17 protein-coding genes are annotated in these 18,602 nt (G+C 68.5%); 8 read left to right on the forward strand and 9 right to left on the reverse strand.

Going from position 1 to position 18,602, the window contains the following annotated elements; all coding sequences use genetic code 11:
* Positions 1-59: 59 nt before the first annotated feature.
* From ACGHX3_RS00345 to ACGHX3_RS00355, 3 genes are all read right to left on the reverse strand, one after another.
* A complete protein-coding gene (locus tag ACGHX3_RS00345) occupies positions 60-1,163 on the reverse strand; it encodes a hypothetical protein (RefSeq protein ID WP_394695982.1) in 1,104 nt (367 codons plus the stop codon).
* A 38-nt stretch (positions 1,164-1,201) separates the two neighbouring features.
* Complete coding sequence (locus ACGHX3_RS00350; protein ID WP_394695983.1) at positions 1,202-1,900, reverse strand: class I SAM-dependent methyltransferase; 699 nt, start codon at positions 1,898-1,900, stop codon at positions 1,202-1,204.
* A 68-nt stretch (positions 1,901-1,968) separates the two neighbouring features.
* On the reverse strand, positions 1,969-2,517 hold the full coding sequence (locus ACGHX3_RS00355) for a DUF2058 domain-containing protein (protein ID WP_213602106.1): 549 nt from the start codon (positions 2,515-2,517) through the stop codon (positions 1,969-1,971).
* A gap of 67 nt (positions 2,518-2,584) precedes the next feature.
* Here ACGHX3_RS00355 and ACGHX3_RS00360 point away from each other — a divergent pair, with 67 nt between their 5' ends.
* Positions 2,585-3,091, forward strand: coding sequence for a M48 family metallopeptidase (locus tag ACGHX3_RS00360; RefSeq protein ID WP_313927310.1), 507 nt, complete (start codon positions 2,585-2,587; stop codon positions 3,089-3,091).
* A gap of 169 nt (positions 3,092-3,260) precedes the next feature.
* Complete coding sequence (locus tag ACGHX3_RS00365; protein ID WP_394695984.1) at positions 3,261-3,602, forward strand: cupin domain-containing protein; 342 nt, start codon at positions 3,261-3,263, stop codon at positions 3,600-3,602.
* A 4-nt stretch (positions 3,603-3,606) separates the two neighbouring features.
* Here the strand turns inward: ACGHX3_RS00365 and ACGHX3_RS00370 are convergent, their stop codons facing one another.
* Positions 3,607-4,035, reverse strand: coding sequence for a hypothetical protein (locus ACGHX3_RS00370; protein WP_394695985.1), 429 nt, complete (start codon positions 4,033-4,035; stop codon positions 3,607-3,609).
* A gap of 138 nt (positions 4,036-4,173) precedes the next feature.
* On the opposite strand from ACGHX3_RS00370, the gene ACGHX3_RS00375 reads away from it, so the two are divergent.
* Positions 4,174-4,716 (forward strand): YdeI/OmpD-associated family protein, encoded by a 543-nt coding sequence (locus tag ACGHX3_RS00375; RefSeq protein WP_394695986.1) that lies wholly within the window; start codon positions 4,174-4,176, stop codon positions 4,714-4,716.
* Positions 4,717-5,135: 419 nt separating this feature from the next.
* Positions 5,136-5,933 (forward strand): hypothetical protein, encoded by a 798-nt coding sequence (locus ACGHX3_RS00380; RefSeq protein WP_394695987.1) that lies wholly within the window; start codon positions 5,136-5,138, stop codon positions 5,931-5,933.
* Positions 5,934-6,093: 160 nt separating this feature from the next.
* On the opposite strand, the gene ACGHX3_RS00385 is transcribed toward ACGHX3_RS00380, so the two are convergent.
* Positions 6,094-6,399, reverse strand: a complete 306-nt coding sequence (locus ACGHX3_RS00385; RefSeq protein ID WP_394695988.1) for a hypothetical protein — start codon at positions 6,397-6,399, stop codon at positions 6,094-6,096.
* Between the two features lie 273 nt (positions 6,400-6,672).
* Entirely contained in the window at positions 6,673-8,820 is a 2,148-nt protein-coding gene (dcp, locus tag ACGHX3_RS00390) for a peptidyl-dipeptidase Dcp (RefSeq protein ID WP_162336092.1), read from the reverse strand.
* Between the two features lie 222 nt (positions 8,821-9,042).
* On the opposite strand from dcp, the gene folE reads away from it, so the two are divergent.
* On the forward strand, positions 9,043-9,648 hold the full coding sequence (gene folE / locus ACGHX3_RS00395; RefSeq protein WP_162336091.1) for a GTP cyclohydrolase I FolE: 606 nt from the start codon (positions 9,043-9,045) through the stop codon (positions 9,646-9,648).
* Between the two features lie 103 nt (positions 9,649-9,751).
* Positions 9,752-10,135: a YchJ family protein gene (locus ACGHX3_RS00400; RefSeq protein WP_162336090.1), complete on the forward strand. Its 384-nt coding sequence runs from the start codon at positions 9,752-9,754 to the stop codon at positions 10,133-10,135.
* Between the two features lie 11 nt (positions 10,136-10,146).
* On the opposite strand, the gene ACGHX3_RS00405 is transcribed toward ACGHX3_RS00400, so the two are convergent.
* Both ACGHX3_RS00405 and ACGHX3_RS00410 read right to left on the reverse strand, forming a co-directional pair.
* Complete coding sequence (locus ACGHX3_RS00405) at positions 10,147-13,029, reverse strand: protein kinase (protein WP_394695989.1); 2,883 nt, start codon at positions 13,027-13,029, stop codon at positions 10,147-10,149.
* Positions 13,030-13,167: 138 nt separating this feature from the next.
* Entirely contained in the window at positions 13,168-14,496 is a 1,329-nt protein-coding gene (locus tag ACGHX3_RS00410) for a M20 family metallopeptidase (RefSeq protein WP_394695990.1), read from the reverse strand.
* Between the two features lie 338 nt (positions 14,497-14,834).
* On the opposite strand from ACGHX3_RS00410, the gene ACGHX3_RS00415 reads away from it, so the two are divergent.
* Complete coding sequence (locus ACGHX3_RS00415; protein ID WP_162336087.1) at positions 14,835-15,620, forward strand: TSUP family transporter; 786 nt, start codon at positions 14,835-14,837, stop codon at positions 15,618-15,620.
* A 154-nt stretch (positions 15,621-15,774) separates the two neighbouring features.
* Here ACGHX3_RS00415 and ACGHX3_RS00420 read toward each other — a convergent pair whose 3' ends face one another.
* Positions 15,775-17,082: an amidohydrolase gene (locus tag ACGHX3_RS00420; protein ID WP_162336086.1), complete on the reverse strand. Its 1,308-nt coding sequence runs from the start codon at positions 17,080-17,082 to the stop codon at positions 15,775-15,777.
* Positions 17,083-17,231: 149 nt separating this feature from the next.
* On the opposite strand from ACGHX3_RS00420, the gene ACGHX3_RS00425 reads away from it, so the two are divergent.
* Positions 17,232-18,569, forward strand: a complete 1,338-nt coding sequence (locus ACGHX3_RS00425; protein ID WP_394695991.1) for an APC family permease — start codon at positions 17,232-17,234, stop codon at positions 18,567-18,569.
* The last annotated feature ends 33 nt before the right edge of the window (positions 18,570-18,602 follow it).

Consider the following 18,602-nt stretch of genomic DNA (forward strand, 5'->3'; position numbering starts at 1 on the left):
CACACCGGTCGGCGTGCCTGACCGGTGTGCGAATACTCACCTGCGCGGGAAGGCTGCGATCAGCCGCCCGGTCGCGTCCCCGTCTCCACCCACTGAGTCAGCACACGGAACGCCTCGCGAACCTGCGCTTCCGAGAACCGGCAATGGCCGCCGGGCACGTCCGGCAGCGTCAATGGGCGGACGTCGGCACCCTGCGCCTTCTGCGCATACAGCGGGCGGAAGCGCGGATTGATGGTTGGGTCGTCGGCGTTGTACTGCAGCACCAGCGGCTTCTGCGGCCGACCTGAAAGCGCCGGCGCCGCGGCCACATAGTCCATCGCCGCCACATCGCCGACATAGCGCGGCACGCGACGGTTGAACGCTTCGTCGTCGCCGAACCCGGTGTAGCGCACCAGCCGGTTGTCCACCGGCATGCCGCCGCCGCGTGCCATCAGGTCGCGGATGACCAGGTAGTGCAGGCTGATCGTGCCCGCAAGCGCGTCGACCGCCACTTCCAGCTTGGCGGCTAGCCGCTGCGCCGCCGCAGGATCGCGCGGCAGGGCGGCGTCGACACGGTCCATCACCGCGCCCTGGTCGAGGACCGGCGCCGCGGGATCGGACAGACGGGACAACGCCTCGCCGTCGCGCGACGGGAACAGCGTATCGAACGCTACCAGCGAGGTGAACAGTTCGTTGGCCAATACCTCGCCCGGCAGGTTGGCGCCGCACAGCGACAGCGCGCCGTCGTAGTGCGCGGTCTGCTGTTCGAGGCTGGCGATGGCGATGCCGCCGCCCATCGACATGCCGACCATCCACGTCTTCTTCGGCTGTCCATGCCGCTGCACGAAATGCGCGCGCAGGCGTTCGCTGTCGGCGATGGCGTCGCGCACCGCCCAGCCCTGCGTCGCGTAGCCGCTCTGCGCCACCGCATAGCCACCGGAGGTGAACATCGACGTGGCGGGATCGGCCGGCCACGGTGTTTCGCGGGGTACGCCGACCGGTTCGAAGCCGTGCGCCAGCACGACGAGTTCGCCGTTCCAGTCGGCCGGGATGTCGATGCGGTAGGGCGCGCCGGCCAGCGTGCCGGTGTCTTCCATCGGCGGCGACACCGCAGTCGACGCATCCTGCGCGAAGACGGGCGACACCAGCAGCGACAACGCGAGCGACAGGCAGGTCAGGCGCATGGGATCTCCGTAAGCGGCGCGGCGGCGGTCGAACAAGACTACCGCGATGTGCGTGCGCACCACCCATGGATCATCCCGGCCTGGTGAAAGCGCAGTGGCGGCAGGAAGCCGCCGGCTTCCACCAGCGCGGCGACGCGGTCCGGAGGCAGGATGGCGACGTCCCGCGCGTAGTTGGCGCGGATCTGTTCGAGTGCCGCCTCGTCGAGGCCGGCGCCGGACATGGTTTCCATCCACAGCTTCAGCATCGCCGGATAGTCGGCGGCGTCGGTGTCCCAGGCGAGGTCGGCCCACGCGAGCGTGCCGCCGGGGTGCAGGCGGCATGCGATCGACGCGAAGAACGCGGTGCGCACGGCGGGATCGAGCAGGAACTGCGAGACCAGCAGGCAGGTGGCGCCGTCGAATGCGGCTTCATCCGGCAGGGTGTCGACCACGTCGGCATGGAAGTCGCAGCGGTCAGCGAAGCCTTCGCGCTCGGCGCGTTCGCGGCAGGCGGCGATCATCTGCGTGGAGGGGTCCAGCGCGACGAACGTCCAGCGCGGGAAGCGTCGCGCCAGGTGTCCGATCTCCGCACCGGTGCCGGCGCCGACGCACAGCAGGTGCGCATCCTCCGGCAGGTCCGCGAACACGGTCTCCATCAGGAACAGCAGGCTTTCGCGGATCGGCGCCATGCGCACCCAGCGGGCATCGTAGCCGGCGGCCTGCTGGTCGAAGAGGGCGTCGAGTTCGTGCTGCTGCATGGTGGTCTCCGCAGGGGCTTTCCTTCCACCCTACAGAAGCCGTCAAGCCCGGCCTTGCAGGCCCGCCATCACCACATCAGGTCGTCGGGGACCTTGAACTGCGCGTAGTAGTCGTCGTCCTCCGAGGTGGAGGCCGCCGCGTCCGCCGGCTGGCCGTGATCGAGCACGATCATGCCGGGGTCGCGTTCGCGCACCTTGTCGGCGGCCACGCGCGGCAGCAGTTCGTAGCGGTCGTCGACGCGGGCGATGACCAGCGCGCCCGCAGCCAGCTTCTTCTTCAGGTCGTCGTTGACCAGCACGGTGCGAATGGCGCCGTCGGCGGTGAAGCGGTACTCCAGCTCACCACTGCGCGGGACCTTGCGGTCGGCGACGATCTGGCGCGCCTGCGCGCGCAGTTCCGCGCTGCGGGCCTGCGCCTTGCGCTCGGCTTCCAGGGCGCGGTCGCGCTCGGCCTTCTCGGTGCGGGCGCGTTCGGCGTCGCGCTGGATGTCGTTCGGCGCGGCCGGGCCCTTGCCGTGGCGGGCCTTGTTCTGTTCGCGCGCGACTTCGGCCAGTTTCGACTTCTTGACCAGACCGGCCTTCAGCAGCTGCTCCTGCAGTGGATTTCCCTTCGCCATGGCGTACGTGCTTCGTGGTGATTTCGCGGCATCATACCCGCCCGCCCCACGGTCATCGCCCACCCGGATGGAGCCGCTGAAGTACCTCGCCGGTTATCCCGACCACCTGCAGGCGCAGGTGCGCGCGCTGATCGCGCAGGACGGGCTGCGGCCGATGCTGGCGAAGAAGTACGCCGAGCCGCACGCGGTACGCAGCGACGGCCAGCTGTACGACTACGTGCAGGGGCTGAAGGAGCAGTACCTGCGCCGCTCGGTGCCGCTGGGCAAGGTGGTCTACGACAGCACGCTGCAGGTGATGAAGCACGCGCTGGGCACGCACACGGCGATCTCCCGCGCGCATGGCGGCCGGCTCAAGGCCAGCCGCGAAATCCGCATCGCCACCGTGTTCCGCGACGCGCCGGCCGACTTCCTCAGGATGATCGCCGTGCACGAACTCGCGCACCTGAAGGAAGCCGACCACAACAAGGCCTTCTACCAGCTGTGCACGCACATGGAACCGGACTACCACCAGCTGGAGTTCGACCTGCGGTTGTATCTGACGCAGGTGGAGATGGAGCCGCGACACACGTCGTAGCCCGGGCAAGCGAAGCGCACCCGGGGCTCGGACACCGTCCATGGCAGACCACCCCGGATTCCCTGCGCGACTCGGGCCACCGTGGCCGGGCGTGGGTGATCGATGCATTGACGGCCCCTGCACGCGCCGCCGTCGATGCTGCAAGCCTCCCTGGCCGATCGACGGCGCCATGAAATCCCGACATCTCCGCATGGGTATCGGCTTCCTGCCTCTCTTCGAAGCCAATGGCGTGCAGGCGGCGCAGATGGTCATCGCGCCAGGTGGCAAGGAAGGCGGACCGGACAACCGCCATCGCGGGGCAGACCAGTGGCTGTACGTGGCCGAGGGCACCGGTGTGGCTATCGTCGAGGGTACGCGCCGTGCGTTGCGCGCCGGCAGCCTGCTGCTGATCGAGCGCGGCGAGCGTCACGAGATCCGTGCCACCGGTCGAACGCCGTTGAAGACGGTGAACTTCTACGCGCCGCCGGCCTACACCGTCGATGGCGACGAGCGCCCCGCGGGCAGACCCTGATGCCTCAGTGCACCAGGCGCCCCGCCACGCTGTCGAGGTCGTAGCCGAAACTGCCGTCGACGCGACGCACGATGTCGGCGCTGGCGGCTGCGTGCAGGAAGGCGGGCGTTATCCGGTAGCCATCGGTGGAGACGCCGACATGGGCGGCAGTGCGGCTGTCGCTCTCGGCCAGGCTGACCAGGTCGCCGAACGCGACGACGCGCAGCACGAGCGATGCTTCTTCCTCCAGCGTCAGGCCATGGCCACCGATCTGTCGCGCGATCGCGTTCATGCCGGTGCAGACGAGATTGTCGCCGTCGTATTCGGCGATCGGCATCGCGCCGTTCATCACCGCTTGGAAAACATCGATGCCGAAATTCAGCAGCGCGGGGTCGACCGCGACCGCGTCGACCGCCTGGGGCAGCACCTCGTCATTGTGCTGGATGTGGGACATGGCCGGCTCCTCGGCTCGCGGGGACATGTCCGTTCTAGGCAGGCCAGGGGAAACATCGCGTGACGGGCGTGGATGCACCGTGTTCACAAGCCGGAACCGGCAACACCCAGTGGACCGTACCCGCGCTACCATCGGCGCATGAGCGCATCCATCTGCTTTACCGCCCCACTGAAACGTCCCGCCGAGCCGAAAGGCGCGACCTGGACGTTCCTGGTGTTGCCGAAAGCGGCCAGCGCGAAGCTGCCGGCGCGCAGCATGACGACGGTCGAGGGCACGTTCGCGGGCCAACCGTTCCAGGCCACGCTGGAACCCGACGGCGATGGCAGCCACTGGCTGAAGGTCGAGAAGAAGCTGCGCGAGGCGGCCGGCGTTGCCACGGGCGACACCGTTGAACTGGTCGTTGCACCGGTGAAGGAAGAACCCGAACCTGCGGTGCCGCCCGATATCCGCAAGGCGCTCGCCGCGGCCCCGGAGGCGAAAGCGGTGTGGACGACGCTGACGCCGGTCGCGCGCCGCGACTGGATCCACTGGATGACGTCCGGCAAGAAAGCCGAGACGCGCGTGAAGCGCATCGCCACCGCCTGCGACATGCTGGCGTCCGGCAAGCGCCGCGCCTGCTGCTTCGACCGCTCGGGCATGTACAGCAAGGGCAACATGGGTGCGCCCACAGCGATGGAGTGAGCCGCCACGCTAGCGTGTCGCTAGGGACCGGTAGCAAGATTTTCGCTGAACACGATCGGCGGTGGCCGAAGTAGCCGGAATCGCTCGTTCCCCCAATATATCCGTGGTCGTCCGACCGGCGGATTCACTAGAGGGAGATCAGCGCGATGAGAAGTTCAGTATTCGGCTGGATGATGTTACTGGTGGCGCCAATGTGTGGCAGCGCCCATGCCGCAGATAGGGGGGCTCCAGGAATTTCGATTACACCACCAGCGCAAGCTGGACTTACGTCGAGCCAGCGAGCAACGATTGCGCGTGCTCTGGTTCATAAGTGGGGCGGCGAAGTACGCGAACAAGGGGGCGATGTTTACGACTGGGGTGTCAAACTAGGACGTTTTGTGGGCACGGCAGATGCTGACAACGTGCTCCAAGCTACCAACATGCCTACCTACACGACGATGATGGGGGTTCTCCAAGGTCAACCCTTACAGAGCAAGAGCGTACAAAGCGCGCTCTTGCAGGAAGCCAACATTGGTACGAAAAGCCTCGGAAGTACCATTGCAGACACCACCTATACGCCTTTACCTAACGGTCGTTGCCGCATCGCTGATTCGCGAGCGATCGCTTCCCCTCTCCCGGGTGGCGTCGCCCGGGCCATTGACACCGAAGATATCAGCAGCTACGCGTCTTATGGCGGCAACGGTACCTATGCCAATGGTGACGGATCGACCAACTGTGGCATCGCGAGTTTTGCGACCGCCGTTGCCGTAGCCGTGACAGTTCTGAGTCGGGGTACCGATGGTGTTTTCAAGATCTACCAGAACGGCAAGCCTTATCAGACTGGCAGCACCATCTATTACACCCCTTCGCTCAGCGCTGCGAACGACATGATCGTCACCTCCTGCCAGACCTGTGCTGAGGAATTGGCCATCTATTCGAGTTCGTCTGTAGACTACGTTATTGACGTAGTGGGCTACTTCATGCCGCCACAGGCGACTGCACTTCAGTGTGTGGATACGGCGGATACCGTGGCCTCCGTTGCTGCGGGTGCGACCTCGAACGCCACGGCCCCTGCTTGCTCAGCAGGCTACACGCAGACAGCGACCAACTGCGAGTCTTCGACATGGCAGATGCCATTCGTTTTCTTCTCGGGCGGTGTCTGCTCCGCGCAGAACAATTCCTCTTCTGCGGCTAGCCTACGTGCTTCAAGAACCTGTTGTCGGGTCCCGGGGCGTTAAGGGTACGATGTAGGTAGCCACGCCAAGGCCGGCGATGTTCGGCCTTGGTAATCCTCGTCGAGAAGACTGGTGTTCTCGCTTGCTCGATAGGATGAGTAGACGGGCAGCAAGCCACTCCGAACTGGTCCGAACATGCCGGCAGGTGGGTGACACAAGCAGCTTACGGAAGTGGTTGCACGCTGTCGGTATGGACCATGACGAGGCGCTTGCCGTCGAACGGCACCGTCACCTCGGTGGTGCGCCCCTCTCCGAGCGGCACGCTGCTCTTCGCCATGGTGCTGCACTCGCCGCGGATGGGGCAGCGGTCGATCACCACCTGCAGTTCATCGCCCGTCGTCCGATAGGACACGCCTGCGGCGTAGTACAGGCTTTCCGGCGGCGAGACGAACCGGATGCGCACGTCGCCGTCCGTGCTCTTCTCCACGACGACAGGCTGTACCGCATCCCGGGAATAACTCGGCTTCATGGTGCCTCCTGCGCAGGCCGTGACGGAAAGGGACAACGCCAGGGCAGCGAGCGCGTGCGCCATGCGATGCACCTGCGTCGCTCGATTGCCGGATGATGCGCTTCTCATCGTGCACCCTCCCATGGCTGTCCTCGTGCGTGATCCCTGGCGTCCGACTCTAGTGCGTACACCCATGTAGGACAAACCATCGCGGCTTCATCCGCACAGGTGCATGCAGGCAAGAAGAAGGCCCGCGCAAGCGGGCCTTCTTCATGTCGCCGAAGCAGCGCGTGCTTACTTCAGGCCGCGATGCTCCAGCAGCGGTTCGACGCTGGGATCCTTGCCGCGGAATTCGCGGTAGGCGGTGGCGAGGTCGCGCGAGTGGCCGATCGACAGCACTTTGTCGCGGAAAATCTGGCCGTTCTCGCGGGTCAGGCCGCCGTGCTCGCGGAACCACTGGAACGCGTCATGGTCCAGCACTTCCGCGCCGAAGTAGGCGTAGTAACCCGCCGCGTAGCCACCGCCCCAGATGTGGCTGAAGTAGCTGGTGCGGTAGCGCGGCGGCACGGCCGCCAGGTCGACCTTGTACTTGGCCAGCGCCTGCTTCTCGAAGGCGTCCACGTCCTGCTTGCCGCTGCCGGCCGGCAGGGTGTGCCATGCCAGGTCCAGCAGGGCGGCCGACAGGTACTCGGTGGTCGCATAGCCCTGGTTGAAGGTGCGCGCCTTGACGATCTTGTCGACCAGCGCCTGCGGCATGGCCTCGCCGGTCTGGTGGTGCTTGGCGTAGTTGGCGAACACCTTCGGGTCCAGCGCCCAGTGCTCGTTGAACTGCGACGGGAACTCGACGAAGTCGCGCGGCGTGTTGGTGCCGGCCACGCTGGGGTACTGCGTCTTCGAGAAGAAGCCGTGCAGCGCATGACCGAACTCGTGGAACAGCGTGGTGACGTCGTCGAAGCTCAGCAGCGCGGGCTGGCCGGCGGCGGGCTTGGTGAAGTTCTCCACGTTGTAGACCACCGGGATGTCGCCGGTCAGGCCGTTCTGCTCGACGAAGTTGCCCATCCACGCGCCGCCCTGCTTGCTCTCGCGCTTGAACGGATCCAGGTAGAACAGCGCCAGCTGCTTGCCGTCGGCGTCCATGATGTCGAACACGCGCACGTCCGGGTGGTAGACCGGGATGTCCTTGCGCTCCTTGGCGGTGATGCCGTACAGCTCGTGCGCGGCGAAGAACACGCCGTCCTTCAGCACGCGGTCCAGTTCGAAGTAGGGCTTGATCTGCGACTCGTCCAGATCGAACTCGGCCTTGCGCACCTGTTCGGCGTAGAAGTCCCAGTCGGCCGCGCCGGCGGTGAAGCCGCCCTTCTGCGCATCGACCACGCCCTGGATCTTCGCCAGCTCGGCGCGTGCACGCGCGGTGGCGGCGGGCACGGTGTCGGTGAGCAGCTTCAGTGCGACCTCGGGCGTGCCGGCCATCTGGTCGGCGATGCTGTAGGCGGCATAGTTCGGGAAGCCCAGCAGCTGCGCCTTGCGCGCGCGCAGTTCGGCCAGGCGCTGGATGGTCGCGCGGGTGTCGTTGGCGTCGCCCTTCTCGGCGCGTCCCAGCGACGCGGCCATCAGCTGCTCGCGCAGCGCGCGATCCTTCAGCGAGCCGAGCGGCGGCTGCTGGGTGGTGTTCTGCAGGCTCAGCAGCCACTGGCCGTCCTTGCCCGCGGCCTTGGCGGCATCGGCCGCAGCGGCGATCGCGCCCTCGTCCATGCCGTCGAGCTTCGCCTTGTCGGTGACGAACACGCCACCGGCATTGCCGGCGGCGAGCAGCTTGTTGCCGAACGCGGTGGTCAGCGAGGACTCCTCGCTGTTGAGCGTGCGGAGCTCGGCCTTGTCGGTGTCGGAGAGCTGCGCGCCTGCGCGCACGAAGCCGTCGTAGGTGTGTTCGACCACGGTCTTCTGCTCGGGCGTCAGGCCGAGCGTGTCGCGCTGGTCGTAGACCGCCTTCACGCGGGCGAACAGTTTCGGATCCAGGTGGATGCTGTCGCTGTGCTCGGCCAGCTTCGGCGCCAGCGCTTCTTCGGCGGCCTGCAGCGCGGGATTGGTGTTGGCGCCGGTCATGGCGAAGAACACCGTGGTCGCGCGGGTCAGCAACGTGCCGCTGCGCTCCAGCGCTTCGAACGTGTTGGCGAACGTGGCCGGCTCGGCGTTGTCGGCGATGGTGCGCACCTCGGCGAGGTGCTGGCGCATGCCTTCCTCGATGGCCGGCTGGTAGTCGGCATCCTTGATCCTGTCGAACGGCGGCGCCTGGAACGGCAGCGCGCTGGCGGTGAGCAGGGGATTCGCGCTTTCGGCGGGCGTGGCGGCGGTGGCGGGCATGGCGGATTCGGCAGCAGGGCGGTCGCCGCAGGCGGACAGGGCGACGGCGATGGCGGAGGAGAGCAACAGCGTACGCAGCATGGAGGAACTCCGGGACAGGTACTACGGGGAGATGACGGGATCGCCCGTCACGGTGGTGGACCGGCGCATAGGGTGCGCCCGTGCGCGCGGCTTGGCGAGTGCCGGACGGCGGGACGCCGCATCGGGCAAGGTGGCCGATCCGCATCCGCCGGGTCGCCAGCGCCGTAGAGGGTCGGCAAGACAGATGCGTTATCCTCCACGCCCCCCGCAGGAATCCACGCGATGAGCCAGTCCGACGACAAATCCGGCAAGGTCAGCCAGGCGCAGGCCGAGGACGCCGTGCGCGTGCTGCTCGAATGGGCGGGCGAGGATCCCTCGCGCGAAGGCCTGCTGGATACGCCGAAGCGCGTTGCCAAGGCCTACCGCGATTGGTTCAGCGGCTACCAGATGGATCCGCGCGAGTACCTGGCGCGCACGTTCGAGGAAGTCGCCGGCTACGACGAGATGATCGTGCTGCGCGACATCGAGTTCGAAAGCCACTGCGAGCACCACATGGCACCGATCATCGGCCGCGCGCACGTGGGCTACCTGCCCGACGGCAAGGTGGTGGGCATCAGCAAGCTGGCGCGCGTGGTCGACGTGTACGCCCGCCGCTTCCAGGTGCAGGAGAAGATGACCGCGCAGATCGCGCAGTGCATCCAGGACGTGCTGCAGCCGCGCGGTGTGGCCGTCGTCGTCGACGGCGCGCACGAATGCATGACCACGCGCGGCGTGCACAAGCGCGGCGTCAGCATGGTGACCAGCAAGATGCTGGGCACCTTCCGCGAGGACGCGCGCACGCGCGCCGAGTTCCTGCGCTTCATCGAGACGGGTCACGGCAGGCGTTGAGTGCGGGACTGCCTGCTGACCGGTGTGGGAGCGACGTGAGTCGCGATGAACCACCGCGGAGGCCGATCGCGACTTGCGTCGCTCCCACAGGAGGTGCCCAAGCATGACCCTGTGCCCCTGCGGCACCGGCCGCGACTACGCCGCCTGCTGCAGCCGCTACCACGGTGGTGAACCCGCGCCGGACGCCGAAACCCTGATGCGCTCGCGCTACAGCGCCTACGTGCTCGGCGATGCGGGCTACCTGCGCGCCACCTGGCATGCGGACACGCGGCCGGGCGAACTCGGCCTCGACGCGCCGGGCGAACCGAAAACCACCTGGCTGGGCCTGACGGTGAAGGCGCACCACGTCATCGGGCCGGATACCGCCGAGGTCGAGTTCGTCGCGCGCTACCGCGTCGGTGGCGGCCGGGCGGTGCGCATGCAGGAACGGAGCCGGTTCCTGCGCCTGGACGGGCGCTGGTACTACCTCGACGGCGACCATCGCTGACGCGGAGCGTGTCAGCGCAGCAACTCGAAGGTTCCCGTGTTGTCCAGCGCATCGAGTTGCGCGCGCGCCCTGCGTGAGGCCTGGTGGTCCGGTCCGAACATGGCCTCCGCGCGCGTCACGGCGTCGGCCAGCAGGGTTCGCGCCGCAGGCGCGTCGCCGCGACGCAGCGCGATCATCGCCCGCAACATCAGGGTGTCGCGCAGGACGAAACGGTTGTTGGTCGTCGCCGGGTTCTCTCCGATATCGGTCGCCAGGCGCGCGAGCAGCGTATCGGCCAGTGCCGGATCGCCGCCCCGGTCGGTCAGGTAGGCGAGCAGGTAGCGGTTGTAGAACACCATGCTGTAGGCAGGCGGGTAGGCGCGCAGGGCGGCCTCGTTCTGTTCGACGAGCGCACGTGCCTCCTGCAGGTCGCCGGCGCCGGCGCGCTTCAGCAGTCCCTCCGCCAGCGTGATCCGGTGGATCGGCTGGGGACTCAGCCGACCTTTCGCGTGGTCGGCCATCACCGTCCGCATCAGGGCGATGGATTCGTTTCTTTCCTTTGGATTGGCAGACAGCAGGCGCCGGGCCAGCATCAGGCGGATGCGCACTATCGTCTCGTGTTGCGGCGGGTAGGCCGCGAGCAGCAGCGCTTCCGCACGCCGCAGAGCCGGGATGACGCCAGCCTGACCGGACTGTCCGAATACGCCCAGCAGCGATCGCACGCGCAGGACATCGGCGAACTCCGGGTGTTGTTCGCCGAAATGCAGCCGGACGATCCGTTCGGCCTGGTCGATGGACACCGCACAGGCCTCCAGCTGCCCGCCCGTGCACTGCAGGTTGGCCAATACGCGCCATGCGCGGCCCACCAGCGGATGCGAATCCCCCAATCGCAGCCGATAGTCGGCCAGCAGTGCTTCCGCGATCCGGCGGCCTTCGTCGATGCGCTCCTGCACCAGCAGGTTCTGCGCCAGGAGACGGCGGGCCTCGTTGGCGACCAGGGGGTAGGCCGGGGCGGCGAGTGCAATGGCGCGGCGCAGGTCGTCGTCCGCCTGCGCGAAGCGGACCAGGCGGGTGTTCCAGTAGCCGCGCAGCGTCAGCAGTTCCGCCTGCGCGGACGGCAGATGGCCATCCCCGGCGAGCGCCAGTGCCTGGTCCAGCGTGTGCCGTGCGAGATCGTGTTCGCCCAGGTCCCAGCGGCTGCGCGCCAGTTCGGTCAGCAGTTGCAGGCGTGGCGGCAGGATGTCCGCACCGGCCATTTCGCGCAGTCCCTCCTGCGCGGCGGCCTGTGCGTCGCGCGGTCTGCCCCGCAGGTTGAGCAGGGCGGCGAGGGTCGCCTGCGCGGTGGCGAGGCCGGACGGATCGTCGCCCTGCAGGCGGGCGGCTTCTGCGGCCAGTCGCGTGGCGCGGTCGTAGTCGCCCACCACGCTGTAGTTGCGGGCCAGCATCGACAGGCCGCGCGCGAGGACCACCGGGCGGTCCTGCAGCGGAAGCGCGCGGACCTGGCGTTCCGTGTCCTCGAGCAGGGCGCCCGACGACATCGGGGTGTCGCCCAGTCCGGACAGGGTGGCGTTGCCCAGCATCCGTTCGAATACCTGCGACAGCGCGAGATTGGACGCGGTCTCGTGGGCCGCACTGCGCTCCTGCCGGACCAGCATGCCCAGGCTGACGGCCGCGACGCACAGCGTCAGCGCCGTCAGCAGAGCGGCCAGCCGATGCCGGGCCAGCAGGCGCAGGCCCCGGTAGGCCGCGCCACCGCCACGGGCCTCGACCGGGCGCCGCTCCAGCCACGCCTGCAGGTCGTCGCGCAGCGCGTCGATCGAGGCATAGCGCTGTCCCGGCGTGCGTGCGATGCAGCGCGCCGCGATGGCGTCCAGGTCGCCCGACAGCGCCCGAGCGAGCGCGCGGGGCGTGCCGAATCCGCGGCACTGCGCCTGCGCCGCTGCGCCCTGTTCCGCCAGCTGCGACATCCGGGGCGCCTGGTCCTTGTCCTGCGACAGGACGGTCGAGAGCAGGCGCGTCGACGCGTGCGGCAGCGCCCCGGCCAGCAGCCGGTACATCAGCACGCCCATCGACCAGACATCCATGGTCACGGCCGGAAGCGCGCCCGACAGCGCCTCGGGCGCGGTGTAGCCATCCGAGGCCGCCAGGCGCGGCACGGCGTCGGAGGCGGCCAGCGAGGCGGTCAGGCCGAAATCGAGCACCTGCACCTGGCCCTCGTCGGTCACCATCAGGTTGGACGGCTTGATGTCCTGGTGCAGTACCTGCCGCTGGTGGGCGTAGACCAGCGCATCGCACACCTGCACGAGCAACGCGACACGCGTGCGCAGGCTGGCGGTGCGCGCGTCGCACCAGGCGTCCATCTGCGCGCCCTGCACGTAGCGCATCGCGAACCACGGATACCCGCCGGCTTCGATGCCGCCATCGAACAGCGTGGCGATCCCCGGATGGTCCAGGGCCGCCAGCGCTTCCCGCTCGCGGCGGAAACTCTCGATCAGGCGTGGCGAGGTCAGTTCGCCGCGCATGCACTTCAGTGCGACGCGCTGCTGGTACTGCCCGTCGTCGCGCCAGGCTTCGTACACCGTGCCCATGCCGCCGGATTCCAGCGCGCGCTCGATCCGCCATGGCCCCAACCGGCTGCCGACCCGGGCGTCGGCTTCGGCCGACCCGTGGGGCGCGGCTTCCTGCTCGCTGGCAGTGAGGGTGTCCCGATGCAGGGCGTCGAGCGAGGCGAACGGCAGCGGGTCGTGTTCGCCGGCGTCCTGCAGCGTGCCGTCCGAATCGAGCAAGGTCGTCAGGGCGCGATGGGTGTCCGGATCCCGGTCGGCCAGGTCGGCGAGGAAGGCGGAACGCGCCGCCGCAGGCAGCGCCACGCAATCGTCGAACAACGCCAGCGCGCGGGCGAAGCGCTGGCTCATGGCGTGCGTCCATCACCTGCATGCGCGTCCGCCGCGCACGCGACGGTGGCGTACTCGGCGGCGGACGGCGGGCGGTCGGGGCAAGGCATGCGCGACGGATTGTGGCCCCGCGCCCGGCGGCCGGCAATGTCGGCGCGCTCAGCCCCGGGGTGCGTGCAGGTAGTCCAGCGTCACCTGCAGCAACGCACGCAGGCCGACATCGAGCGACGCCTCGTCCAGCATGAACTCCGGCGAGTGGTTGCTGGGCGCGGTGACCGGATCGATGCCCTTGGCCGTGCTGCCGACGAAGAAGAACATCGACGGTACCTCGCGCGCGTAGAACGAGAAGTCCTCCGCGCCCATCTGCAGTGGCGGCGTGATGACGTTGTCCGCGCCGACCACCGCCTGCAGGCTGGGCAGCATGCGCGCGGTCAACTCAGGATTGTTGACGGTGACCGGGTTGCCGTCGTTGTCGGGCACGCTGGCCTCGACCTTCGCGCCATGCGCGGCGGCCACGTGCGTGGCGACGTTCTTCAGGTCGGCGAAGATCTTCTGCCGCATGCCGTCGTCGAAGGTGCGGATGGTGCCGACCACTTCCACGTCGTCGGGAATGATGTTGTAGCGGATGCCGCCCTTGATCGCGCCGAAGCTGACCACCGCCGGCAGTTTCGAGATGTCGGTGCGGCGGCTGACGATGGTCTGGGTGGTGCCGATGATGTCGGCCATCGCCACGATGGGATCGATGCCGCCCCACGGCCGCGAGCCGTGCGTCTGCCGACCGACGACCTTCAGCGTGAAGCTGTCCGACGCCGCCATCAGCGGTCCCTGGCGCACGCCGATCTGGCCGACCGGGATCGACGAGAACACATGAAGGCCGAACACCGCCTCCGGCTTGAAGTCCTTGAAGACGCCCTCCTTCAGCATGAGCTCCGCGCCCCCTTCCTCGCCGGCCGGCGCGCCTTCCTCGGCGGGCTGGAACACCAGCAGCACTTCGCCGGGCAGCTGGTCCTTCATCGCCACCAGCGACTTCGCCACGCCCAGCAGGATGCCGGTATGCGCGTCATGGCCGCAGGCGTGCATGACGCCGACGGTTTCGCCGCGGTAGGTCGACGTCGCCTTCGACGCGAACGGCAGGCGGTTGCGTTCGGTCACCGGCAACGCGTCCATATCGGCGCGCAGCGCGATGCGCGGGCCGGGCTTGCCGCCCTTGATCACCGCGGTGACGCCGTGGTGGGCGATGCCGGTGCGCGGTTGCAGGCCCAGCTTGCGCAGTTCTTCGGCCACGCGCTTCGATGTCTCCGCCTCGCGGTTGGACAGTTCCGGGTACTGGTGGAAATGCCGGCGCCAGTCGATCACCTGCTGCTGCACGGCCTGGCCGGCAGCGGCGACCTCGGGGCGTTGCGTGGCGGCGTCCTGGGCAGCGGCGGGCAGCGCGGCCGCCAGTGCGGTGGCCAGCAGGGAAACGGCGAACAGGCGTGCGTGGCGCATCGAGTCGGACTCCGGACGGGATAGGGCGATGCTAACCGCAATGTCACGCGACCGCGTCGCCAGGCTGAGCCTCCGCGTGCCTGTCCTCCTCTCGTGACAGAGCACGGGGCGACAACGCGGCCGGGAAAAGCAGTCGGAGATACCGTTCGTGGTGAGCCCGTCGAACCACGCCTTTCGCGGAAAAGCATGCCGTTCGGTTGCGTCGTTGCCATCGCAAACAGTGTGGTTCGACGGGCTCACCACGAACGACGTTCCGGGATCCGGCCTCGCCTAGAATGACCGCGCGTCGCGCCCGTCGCTCGACTGACGGACATGCATCACCACCACCCTGGACCCCCATGCCCGACCTCGCCCTGCAGGTGCTCCTGCTGTTGTTCCTCGCCGCCATGCTGGCGGGTTTCATCGATGCCATCGCGGGCGGCGGCGGCATGGTCACCATTCCGGCGATGCTGCTGGCGGGCATTCCGCCGCTGCATGTGCTGGGCACCAACAAGCTGCAGTCGCTGTTCGGTTCCGGGTCGGCGAGCTGGGCGTATGCGCGGCACGGACACGTGGATCTCAAGGGCCAGTTGCCGATGGTGCTGACCGCCGCACTGGGCGCGGTCGGTGGCGCACTGCTGGCGACGGTGATTCCGGTGGCGTGGTTGAAGTGGGCGCTGCCGTTCCTGCTGGTCGGCATCGCGGTGTACTTCGGCCTGAAGCCGGACATCGGCCACGTCGACCGCCACCAGCGCATGCGCCCGCAGGTGTTCGCACTGACCTTCGTGCCGGCGATCGGCTTCTACGACGGCGTGTTCGGCCCGGGCACAGGTTCGTTCCTGATGCTGGGCTTCGTGGCGCTGGCGGGCTTCGGCATCCTCAAGGCGACCGCGCACACCAAGTTCCTCAACTTCGGCTCCAACCTCGGCGCGTTCGCGGTGTTCCTCGCGCACGGTGCGGTGCTGTGGAAGGTCGGCCTGCTGATGGGCGCCGGCCAGTTCCTCGGCGCGCAGCTCGGCTCGCGCTTCGCGATGAAGCAGGGCGCCCGCATCATCAAGCCGCTGCTGGTGACGGTGTCGATCGCGCTGGCGATCCGGTTGCTGGCGGATCCGCAGCATCCGTTGCGGCTCTGGCTGGGGTTCTAATCCTTCTCCCCGCGAGGCGGGGAGAAGGTGGCCGGAGGCCGGATGAGGGGCAAGCGCGATCTTCGGCGACAACGTGCGCGCGTTTTGCTTCACGGCTTCGTCGCCCCTCACCCGCCTTCGGCACCCTCTCCCCGCAGGCGGGGAGAGGGGAACATCAAGGCGTCGCGGACAGATAATCCCACGCCACCTGCAGCATCGCCCGGCTGCCGGTCTGCAGCGCCTGTTCGTCGAGCAGGAATTGCGGCGAGTGGTTGATCGGCGCGGTGGCCGGGTCGATGCCCTTCGACGTCGAGCCGACGAAGAAGTAGAACCCCGGCACGGTGTTGGCGAACTGCGAGAAATCCTCCGCCACCGTCACCAGCGGCATCTCCACCACGTTCGCCGCGCCGACGGCCCTCTCCAGTGATGGCCGCACGCGCTGGGTGAGCGCAGGCTGGTTGATGGTGGCCGGTGCGTTGTTGGCGACCTTCAACTCGGCGCTGCCGCCGCTGGCGTGCGCGTAGTCGTCGGCGATGCGGCGGAAACGCGCGATCACGTCTTCGCGCACGGTCGGGTCGAAGGTGCGCAGCGTGCCGACCAACGTCGCTTCGTCCGGAATGATGTTGAAGCGCACGCCGGCCTGGAACTGGCCGGCCGTCAGCACCACCGGACTGGTGGCGATGTTGACTTGGCGCGCGATCATGCTCTGCGTACCCAGCAGGATCTGCGCGCCCAGGGTGATCGGGTCCACGCCGTCCCACGGCCGCGAGCCGTGCGTCTGCTTGCCTTTCACCACCAGCGACCACTCGTCCGCCGCCGCCATCAGCGGACCGCTGCGATAGCCGACGCTGCCGACCGGCAGGCCGGCCCACACGTGCAGGCCGAACACGGCGTCGGGCGTGAAGTCCTTGAAGATGCCGTCCTTCAGCATCAACGCCGCGCCGAACACCTCGCCTGCGACCGGGGGACCTTCCTCGGCCGGCTGGAACACGAACATCACCTCGCCCGGCAGTTCGTCTTTCGCCGTGACCAGCGCCTGCGCCACGCCCATCAGGATGGCGACATGCGCATCGTGGCCGCAGGCATGCATGACGCCGACGGGCTGGCCGCGGTAGTCCGCCTTCACCGTCGACGCGAACGGCAGGCCGGTCTGTTCGGTGACCGGCAGCGCATCCATGTCGGCGCGCAACGCGATGCGCGGGCCGGGCTTGCCGCCCTTCAGCACGGCGACCACGCCGGTCTTGCCGACGCCGGTGCGCACGGTCAGGCCCAGCGAACGCAGATGGTCGGCGACCAACTTCGCGGTGCGTGTTTCCTGCTCGCCGAGCTCGGGATGCTGGTGGAGGTCGCGGCGCCACTGCACGAGGCTGGGCTGCGCCTGTTCGAGCGCGGTGAATGCGGTGTTCTGCGCGCGGGCGTCCGCGCTGGCCAGCGAGGCGGTGGCGACGAGCAGGGCGGCGAACAGGCGATGGGTGCGACGCATGGCGGCATCCGGAACCGGCGGGAAGCACGATGCTAGCCCCTGCCGTGCGCGTGTCCAATGGCGAATACCCATGAGCGCATGACGGCACGCGGCTCGCATTGGCGACGAGCGCATGGCAGGCTCGCACTCCTTCCAGGACCCGCAAGCCGATGAACCACGACGCCGACTCCGTTCCTACCCGCCCGTTGCAGGGCGATGCGGCGCTGCTGCGTGCGGTCGGCAGCGTGGCGCTGGCGGCGGCGGTCATCAACATCATCGTCGGCGGCGGCATCTTCAAGATGCCGGCCGCGCTGTCGGCACAGGTCGGCGCGGCCGCTCCGTTGGCGCTGCTCGCCGGCGCCGTGGTGATGGTGCCGGTGGCGCTGTGCTTCGCCGCCATCGGCAGTCGCGCGTCCGCGACCGGCGGTCCCTACACCTACGTCAGCGCGGTGTTCGGCACGCTGCCGGGCTTCTTGGCCGGCGCGCTGATGTGGATCTGCAACGTGGCCTCCAGCGCGGGCGTGGCGGCGGCGCTGTCGCTGCAGGTCGCCAGCCTGTGGCCGGCCTTCGCTGCGCCGCTGCCGCGCGCGCTGCTGCTGGCCGGCGTGTACGCCGCCATCTACGCACTCAACGCGTTCGGCGTGAAGCTGGGCGCGCGCGCGGTGATGGCGCTGGCCACGCTGAAGCTGGTACCGCTGTTCCTGCTGGTGATCGTGGGGCTCGCCTTCGTCGATACCACCCAGGTCAGCTTCGCCTTCGCCGACGTACCGTCGTGGGCGGTGCTGGGCGCGGCGATGGTGATGGTGGTGTTCGCCTATTCCGGCGTGGAGACGGCGCTGATTCCCGGTGGCGAAGTGCGCGACCCCTCGCGCAGCGTGCCGCGCGCGGCGATGAGCGCCATCCTGCTGGTGGTGCTGCTGTACCTGGGCCTGCAGATCGTCTGCCAGGGCGTGCTGGGAGCGGCGCTGGCCAGCAGCAGCGTGCCGATCGCCGAAGCCGCAGGCCGCATCTGGGACCCTGCGCGCATCGCGCTGCTGGTCACCGCCTGCCTGTCGATGGCAGGCTTCCTGCTCGGCAACCTGCTCGGCTCGTCGCGGCTGCTGTTCGCGCTGGGCCGTGACGGCTATTTGCCGCAGGCCTTCGGCCGGGTCAGCGCCACCCACCGCGTGCCGCTGCTGTCGCTGGCCGCGCATGCCGGCATCGCCTGCGTGCTGGCGGTGCTGGGCAACTTCGAAGCGCTGGTGTTGATCTCCGGCGGCGCCGTCTGCCTGGTCTACGTGATGGTGGGTATCGCGGCCTGGCGCGCGCAGCGCACCGACTTGCGCGAGCGCGGCGAGCCGTTCGTGCTGCGCGGCGGCCCGCTGGTGCCGGGCCTGGCGGTCGTCGGGATGCTCGCCATCCTCACCACGCTGAGTGCGCGCGAGTGGACGGCGATCGGGGTTGCCGTCGTGGTGCTGGCGGTCGTGTACGCGGTGCTGGTGGGGCTGCGGCGGCGCGTTGGCGTCTGAAATGTAGGAGCGACGTGAGTCGCGACCGCACGG

The organism is Pseudoxanthomonas japonensis (genome assembly GCF_043632995.1).
Classification (GTDB): Bacteria; Pseudomonadota; Gammaproteobacteria; order Xanthomonadales; family Xanthomonadaceae; genus Pseudoxanthomonas_A; species Pseudoxanthomonas_A japonensis.